Below are 7,462 nucleotides of genomic sequence, written 5' to 3' on the forward strand. Positions count from 1 at the left end.
ATCTTCGGGGTTCTCGGGCCCAACGGCGCGGGGAAGACGACCATGATCAGGATCCTCTCGACCCTCCTCCTTCCCAGCGGGGGTTCGGCGAAGGTCATGGGTTTCGACGTGGAGCACGAGCCCGAAAAGGTCAGGCATGTGATCAACATGGCCAGCGGGGCCGAAAAGGCGGGCTACGACTTCATCAGCGCAAAGAAGAACCTCTGGTTCTTCTCGCAATTGTACGGCATCGAGTCGGAACTGGCTGAGAAACGGATAACGGACCTCTCCGAAATGCTTGGACTGACGAAGTACCTCGACAGGAAGTTCTACGCGCTGTCCACTGGCTACAGGCAGCGGGCGACCATAGCCCGGGCTTTCGTCAACGACCCCAAGGTCGTTTTCCTCGACGAACCGACTATCGGGCTGGACGTGATGACGGCGAGGAGCATCAGAGAGTTCCTGAAGAGAGAAGCGAGCCAAAACGGAAGGACGATAATACTGGCGACGCACAACATGGCCGAAGTCGATGCCATATGCGACCGCGTCGCGATAATCGACAAAGGCAAGGTCATCGCTGAAGGCTCCCCCGAGGAGCTCAAGAGGTCCCTCGGCGTCCCGGCTCTGGTGATGGAGGTGTCTCCCCCGCACCCGTCCTTCGAGATGCTCACCCGGGTCGCAGGGGTGAAGGGGTTCACCTCGGCCACGGACGAAGAGAGAGGGCTGTCGACGGTGCAGGTGGTGGTCGAAGACGACGTGGCCGCGAGGAGGGCGGAGGAGGCCGTGGAGTCGGTCGGCCACGAGGTAGTGGCGTCCTGGAGGAAGGCGGCCACCCTCGAGGAGGTCTTCGTCGCCCTGGTGGGCCGTGGCTTCAAGGAAAGGGAAGAGCAGGATGGAGCCTAGGCCCTGGCTCAGGACCATGAGGGCGAGGGCCCTGGTCAGGCTCTGGAGCATATTCGGAGAGCCTCTGTGGATCGTCGTGAGCATGGGGTTCCCCGTCCTTTCTTCCCTGGCCCTTTCCCTGCTCTATTACAGCATCGGGGCGGCGAACTATATCGGGTTCGCGGTGCTGGGAGGCGTCATGGTCTCCTTCTGGGGGAACGTCCTCTGGTCCATGGCGAGCCAGTTCAACTGGGACAAGCAGGAAGGGCTCTTCGAGATCTACCTCACGTCCCCCGCTTCCATAACTGCCATCCTGATTGGGATGTCGGTGGGCGGGATAATCGGGACGGTGCCTTCTGCCATCATCGTCACGGCCCTAGGCTGGTTCCTGTTCCACCCGGTCATCGCAGCTTCGTGGGGGGCGGTGGCCCTGACCTTCGCGCTGACCCTGGCTTCGCTCTACGCCATGGGCATGACCCTTTCGTCCCTCTACCTTACCTATGGCCGCGAAGCAGAGTCGATGAACGAGGTCCTCCAGGAACCGGTGTCGATGCTTTCAGGCATTTACTTCCCGTCAATCGGGCCGGCGTCGCGCTTTCCCTTCGCAATCCAAGCCCTTGCGTCGCTGATACCCTTGACCATCGGGATGAACGCTCTGAGGCTGACCCTCTTCCCGCCGGGGGTCGGGATCGAAGGCGTCTGGCCAAGCCTGGTGGCGCTTGCCGTCATGGCTGTAGTCTTCCTTGGGATTTCGAACTTCGCCCTGAAGATGCTTGAGAACATGGGTAGGAGGGACGGGACCATAGCGGTGCGAATCAGATGACCAACCTGCGCTCGCTCTACGCCGCTACCTGGATGGGCCTTCAGCACGACCTAGCCTGGACGACCCCGGTCCTTTCGCTTGCACTTAGGACGGTCGCACCCTTCGCGTCGGCCATCACAGTGTCGATCATCTACTGGTTCGGCTCGACCGCGGGGGGGACGAACTTCACTACGTTCGACCCCCAGAGGCTGGCTTTCGTCCTCGTGGGTTCGACGCTTTACGCCCACGTTGCTTCCTATGCCTGGGTGCCCACCATCGCCATCGCCGAGGGGAAGAACCTGGCGGTGTTTCCGCACATCTATCTGACGGCAAGGTCGACGGCCGTCTACGTAGCTGGGAGGGCGGTCTCCGCATTCATGATCTCGACGGTCACCTCCCTGGCGGCACTGGCTGTGGCATACTATGTCCTGGGCTCGTTCCTCAACACCTCGATGCCCATCGTGATTACTCCCGCCTCCGCCTTCCTGCTCGGGGTAGCGCTCATCGCGAACATCCCCGCTGCGCTGGGCCTGGGATACTTCCTCGGAGCCTACTCCCTCTACGCGAGCAAGTTCGAATGGTCGCTTCCGGGGTATGTGGCCGGGCTCCTCATGGTCTTCTCCGGGGCCCTCTTCCCCCCGACAATCCTTCCATGGCCCATCTCCGCAGGGGCGACCTACCTTCCCTTCACGCAGTTCATAGCTGCGGCCAGGGTCGCCATAGTGCCGAGCCTGCCGGGAAACTACCTCTACGCGCTCTTCCTCTGCGTCGTAGGAGGGTTCCTGCTCCTTGGGGTCAGTCTATGGGTCTACTTCCTGGCCGAGAAGAAAGCACGCAAGGACGGCGTAATCGACAGACGGCTAGCCTAGAATCCTTCCCTTCTCCAGTTGTTTGATCGCAGCGCGGGGTCTCAGTACATGAGTCAGAGAGTCACTCGAGGACTTTGGACATGTACGGACCTTCCCTCGCGTACCCCAGTCGTCGGTAGTAGTTCCTTGTCCCCACGGCGCTCGTCACCACGACCCTCCTGGCACCAAAGTCCTCTCTGACCGTCTTCTCTGCCGCCTCGAGCAGGGCACCCCCCAGGCCCTTGTGCTGCCACGCTCCTGGATCCTTTCCGCCCACCGCAACTGCCCTTCCGTAGACTCTGAGCTCTCGTACGAAGGCCGCCCCGTGCGCCTCGGGCCTGTGGGCTCGGTCTGAGGGGAGTCGGAGCCTGACAAAGCCCGCGATGCGACCCCTCTTCACATACTCGAACGAGCCGAAAACCTCTATGCCTTCCGATGCCTTGAACCTTAGCTCCGAGTACCTCAACTCATCCTCGGCATCGAGGGACTGGGGCGAACCGAGGGCGACCTCCCTGCACCTTATGCAACCGCAGCGGAAGCCCTTCTCCCGAGCCCTGGCGAGGACGAGCTCGCGCAAGTTTCCGTTCTTCACTCCGCCTGAGATCTCGTCGGAAGGGATTTCCCTTTGGATCCTCATTATCCTGTGCCAGGGAGGGACGAAGCGCTTCATCTCGCTTAGGAGCTCAACTACTGTCTCAAGGTCGTACGGGCTGTAGAGCCCTGCCTCGAACTGTCGAGCCAGGGCGGTCCCAGGAACGACGAGGGTGGGGTAGAGCTTCGTCATGTCGGGTCGGAGGTCCTCCCTATCGAAGAGCGCCCGGAGGTCCTCAAGGTCATGTTGGGGAGTTGCCCCTGGAAGCCCGGGCATCATGTGGGCGGTGATCTTCAGCCCCGCGTCCCGCGCCACCCTGAAGGCGTCCACCGCGTCGCGGACGCTGTGACCGCGGTTGGACAGGGCGAGCGTTTCGTCCCTGAGGCTCTGGACCCCTATCTCGAGGCGCGTTATTCCGTAGAGAAGCATAAGGTCGACGTCCAAGGGCCGGCACCAGTCGGGCTTCGACTCCAGGGTCAACCCGACGCATCGGTTCGCTGCGGACTCGTTGGTTTCCTGTGCCGCCTCAAGGGAGGTGGAAGGGACCCCGTTGAGCCCATCGTAGACCCCCTTTACGAATGTGAGCTGGTACTCGGATGGGTCCGCGATGAAGGTGCCGCCTTCGATTATCGTTTCGACCTTGCTCGTCTCGTGGCCGTTGGCCTTGTATTTGGCGAGGCTGCTCTGGACCTGGAGGCACGGGTCGAAGCCGAATGAGAGGGCTGTTTTCATCCCAGGGCTGTGGGGGAGGTAGCTCTGGGGAGTCCCGAAGCGGGGACCCCCGGGACAGAACACGCAGGTTCCATGGGGGCAGGAGAAGGGCGCGGTGAAGGCTGTCACGACGACTATGCCCGAGGCGCTCCTCCGGGGATGAACTGTGAGCATCTGTTCGAACAGGTCTTGGTTACTTGCAGGCAGAGCCGTTATGATCTCGGAGTTCGAGACGTACCTGTCAAGGGAGAATTCCTTGGCCGCTCGTTTCTTCAACTTCTCGAGGGCAGCTCTGGTCGGAACCCTGCCTTCGCTAACCTCGGCGGCGAGGAAGGCAACCGCAGTACCTAGGCGTTCGAGAGAGCTATCGGTCACCGGCGCATCCAGTTCTGTCCTGGTTTGCGCTTGAGAGTAAAGCGTTTCTCGTAGGTACGCTTGTTCCTTACCTTTGGTATCTTGCTTCGCTTCGGCTTGGCTTCCAGTTTCGGAGTCTGACTTCGGACTGTAGGCCATCTTTGTGATGTTTACCCGCCTTTGTCAGGCTACCGTGAGTTGGCGTTTCTTTTTACCTCCTTTCTTGTTCAAGCGACGAAGTTGAGTATATAATTGTAGCTCCTTCGAATTGAATCTTCTATCGCGAGACCTCAAGTGTGTCAGCCTACTTTGGCAGTACGCAATCATCACATCTGCCCGATGCCGTTTGATTATCAGATAAGGACGGAGAGCCTCCAAGAGCCGGAGTATGTTTCGGGTCCCTGTGATGCTGAGGACGTAGGTGTCTTTATGGTTCCAGAGTTCCTGCCTTCGTTTCACGAGTCCTCCCCCCAGCCAACTCCGCAGGGTACGGATTGCGCGATAGTCAGTATTCGTGAAGTACACCGTCGGGTGAAGCGCGAGCTTGTACTCTCTGGCCTGGCGAAAGGTTTTCGTGATCTGAATCCCTCCTTCTCCATCGAGGAATGCGGCTACGTAGCCCAATTGGGCCACTGTCAGCCTTTCAGGCGAGATTGTGGCGTTCTTGAGCCCGAATTTCCTCGGATGCTTCCCCGACCTGTCGCCGGAGAGACGTCTTAGCGAATCGAAGCTCGCGCCGCACAATTTACAGGGGAATGTGTTCTGATCCTGTCGCCCTCCTGCACTTGAGAAAGCCAACTTGACGGATTTCGAGGCTGGAATTAAGCACCAAGGTGGACAACTCCTTGGCTGCCGAAGTCTGCACAAAACCATTTAATCCACTGAGAGGCGGGTAGACCGAACTCTGTTGGCGTCAGCCATCCCGGAAGATAGTCCCTCGATTGAGGCGATCAGGGAGAAGTCCATAGCCGCGGCCGAGGAGGCTATTCGGAAGTCTGGCTCCCGGCCCGACCTGCACCTCGTGCAGGCTATCCAGGCTCTCGACGACACTGACAAGTTCCTCAACATCACCGCGACCAGGGCGGCGGAGTGGTACGGTCTTCATTTCCCGGAGCTCACCCAGATGCTCCAAGACAACGTGGCGCTTTGCAAGATGATAGTCGCCTCCGGACGGAGGGACGGGTTCACCCAGGAATCCCTCCAGGGAAGGGGATTCACAGAGAAGAAGGTGGAGGCAATCCTCACCGCGAAGGAGAGGTCCAAGGGAGGGGAGATCAGCGACCAGGACATGGCGAGGGTCAAGGCGCTCGCGTCTCTGGCCGTCGAGCTGAGCGGCGAGAGGGACAAGCTCAACGAATACGTCGAAAGCGCTATGAAGAAGATCTCCCCGAACGTCTCAGCGATAGCAGGCTCCACCATCGGGGCGAGGCTGATGGCAAAGGCGGGAGGACTGGACAGGCTGGCCGTCCTGCCAGCGAGCACCATTCAGATCCTGGGCGCGGAGAAGGCCCTCTTCAGGGCCTTGAGGACTGGAGCCCGGCCACCGAAGCACGGGATACTCTTCCAGCACCAGGAAGTCCACACTGCCCCGAAGTGGCAGCGCGGGAAGATCGCGAGGACGATCGCGAACAAGATAGCGATAGCGGCGAGGGTCGATTACTACAGGGGGAGCGAGGAGGCCTCTCTGAAGCCTGGCCTTGACAAGCGCATCGAGAACATCAAGGAGAAGTACAAGGAGCCTCCATCGCACACCCACGAGTGGAAGGAGCGCCCGAGGAGAGCGGACAAGTTCCAGAGGCGTCAGAAGTTCCGCCGGCGATGACCGCGATCAGACGAGAGGACCGGAAGGGGAGGACATTCCTCCTGACGAGGAACCTTGCCAAGGGCTACCGGGTATACAACGAAGAGCTTCAGATGAAGGACGGAGAAGAATACAGAACCTGGGACCCGTTCAGAAGCAAGCTGGCCGCAGCCATCCTCAAGGGGCTCCCCGAAGACGTAATCAGGGAAGGCGACCGCGTCCTGTACCTCGGAACGTCCACCGGGACGACCCCCTCGCATGTCTCGGACATCATAGGCGAGAAGGGGCTTCTCATCGGGGTCGAGTTCGCGCCGAGGGTCGCCCGAGAGTTCGTCGAAAACGTGGCCCGGCAGAGGAAGAACGTGATACCCTACGTGGCAGACGCGAGAGACCCCTCGAAGTACAACATTTCAAAGGTGGACGTAGTCTACTGCGACATCGCCCAGCCGGACCAGACTGAGATCGCCATGGAGAACTGCAGGCAGATGCTGAGGGAGGGAGGGAAGCTCTTGCTGGTGGTCAAGGCACGGAGCATCGACGTCCTGAAGGAGCCGGCAAAGGTATTCGGCGAGGAAAAGACCCGGCTCGAGGACGGAGGATTCAGGATACTATCGATCATTGAGCTGAGTCCTTTCGAGAAGGACCATGCGCTAATCTACGCGACGAACTAGACGAATGCTTCTAGGCTTTCCTGGAGCCTCAGCCACGTCTTCCAGCTCTTCCTCGCGTAGTCTGGGATTGGCTGCCCCCCCATGATCATGGCCGTGAAGAAGCCTCGGGTGGTCGGGTCAGAAGGGTACCCGGAGCCGAAATCTCCATGCTTTTCGCGGAGCCGGCCGACTTCTTTGTCCCTTTCGACCTTCGCCACTATGGATGCGGCCGAGACCAGGGGGTAGTCCCTGTCAGCCCTGTGCGCAGCGAAGACCTCGCACTTGGATTTCAGGTTGTCGCATATGTTGTCCTGGAACCTCTTCGGCAGGACGTCGGAGGCGTCGACCGTCACCTTTCCTGCCCCGAGCTCGTCAATCACCCTCGCGAAGTAGACCGCCTCGAGATAGTTTAGCTTGAAGTACTTCTTGCCCGTCCTCACGACCCTGTCGATTTCTGTGGTCGTGATCTTCGTCGAGTGGACCCTGTCGCAGACCTTGAGGATGTCGCCATAGAGCGATTCCCTCTGGCGGGCGGAGAGCTTCTTGGAGTCCTTGACCCCGAGATCCTTCAGCTCTCTGACGACGGAGGGCCGGACCGAGACCCCTGCGATGACAAGGGGACCCACGACGCATCCGCGACCTGCCTCATCTACCCCTCCAAGGTAAGAGACCATCAGAGAACCGAACCCCCGGGCTCACTTAAGCAGTCTTGGACCCGCCCACGGCCGCAAGCAGGGTGGTAGCCAGCTCGTCAGCCACCTCGTCCCTGTTCTCGAGCGTCAGGCCAAACGCTGTTTGGGCCTTCTCCCTCAACTCGGTCAGAAGGTCGTCTTCCAGTCTTCC

The 7,462-nt window shown here is 60.1% G+C and carries 7 protein-coding genes and 1 pseudogene; 5 read left to right on the plus strand and 3 right to left on the minus strand.

The annotated features are described in order from the left end of the window. The 3 genes from OK438_08990 to OK438_09000 form a co-directional block, all read left to right on the plus strand. Window positions 1–882 (plus strand): ABC transporter ATP-binding protein (locus tag OK438_08990; GenBank protein MDA4125561.1); only part of this gene is annotated, 882 nt, incomplete at its 5' end. Continuing rightward, window positions 872–1,684 carry an ABC transporter permease gene (locus tag OK438_08995; GenBank protein MDA4125562.1) on the plus strand — a complete coding sequence of 271 codons (813 nt, stop codon included), beginning with the start codon at window positions 872–874 and terminating at the stop codon, window positions 1,682–1,684. The genes OK438_08990 and OK438_08995, both read left to right, overlap by 11 nt. Next, window positions 1,681–2,532 carry an ABC transporter permease gene (locus OK438_09000; GenBank protein MDA4125563.1) on the plus strand — a complete coding sequence of 284 codons (852 nt, stop codon included), beginning with the start codon at window positions 1,681–1,683 and terminating at the stop codon, window positions 2,530–2,532. The genes OK438_08995 and OK438_09000 overlap by 4 nt, the downstream gene beginning before the upstream one ends. Before the next feature lie 61 nt (window positions 2,533–2,593). Here the strand turns inward: OK438_09000 and OK438_09005 are convergent, their stop codons facing one another. Continuing rightward, window positions 2,594–4,189 carry a tRNA uridine(34) 5-carboxymethylaminomethyl modification radical SAM/GNAT enzyme Elp3 gene (locus OK438_09005; GenBank protein ID MDA4125564.1) on the minus strand — a complete coding sequence of 532 codons (1,596 nt, stop codon included), beginning with the start codon at window positions 4,187–4,189 and terminating at the stop codon, window positions 2,594–2,596. Next, window positions 4,186–4,355 (minus strand): annotated as a pseudogene (locus OK438_09010) (30S ribosomal protein S30e). The gene OK438_09005 and the pseudogene OK438_09010 overlap by 4 nt, the downstream one beginning before the upstream one ends. 720 nt (window positions 4,356–5,075) lie before the next feature. Here OK438_09010 and OK438_09015 point away from each other — a divergent pair. After that, window positions 5,076–5,990 (plus strand): C/D box methylation guide ribonucleoprotein complex aNOP56 subunit, encoded by a 915-nt coding sequence (locus OK438_09015; protein MDA4125565.1) that lies wholly within the window; start codon window positions 5,076–5,078, stop codon window positions 5,988–5,990. Next, on the plus strand, window positions 5,987–6,640 hold the full coding sequence (locus OK438_09020; GenBank protein ID MDA4125566.1) for a fibrillarin-like rRNA/tRNA 2'-O-methyltransferase: 654 nt from the start codon (window positions 5,987–5,989) through the stop codon (window positions 6,638–6,640). Before OK438_09015 ends, OK438_09020 begins: the two co-directional genes overlap by 4 nt. Here OK438_09020 and rnhB read toward each other — a convergent pair. Continuing rightward, the gene (rnhB, locus tag OK438_09025; GenBank protein MDA4125567.1) at window positions 6,637–7,293 is read right to left on the minus strand and encodes a ribonuclease HII; all 657 of its coding nucleotides are present in this window, start codon (window positions 7,291–7,293) and stop codon (window positions 6,637–6,639) included. The two genes, OK438_09020 and rnhB, sit on opposite strands and share 4 nt — an antisense overlap. Window positions 7,294–7,462 lie beyond the last annotated feature (169 nt).

The organism is Nitrososphaerota archaeon, from assembly GCA_027887005.1.
GTDB lineage: Archaea > Thermoproteota > Nitrososphaeria > Nitrososphaerales > Gagatemarchaeaceae > UBA183.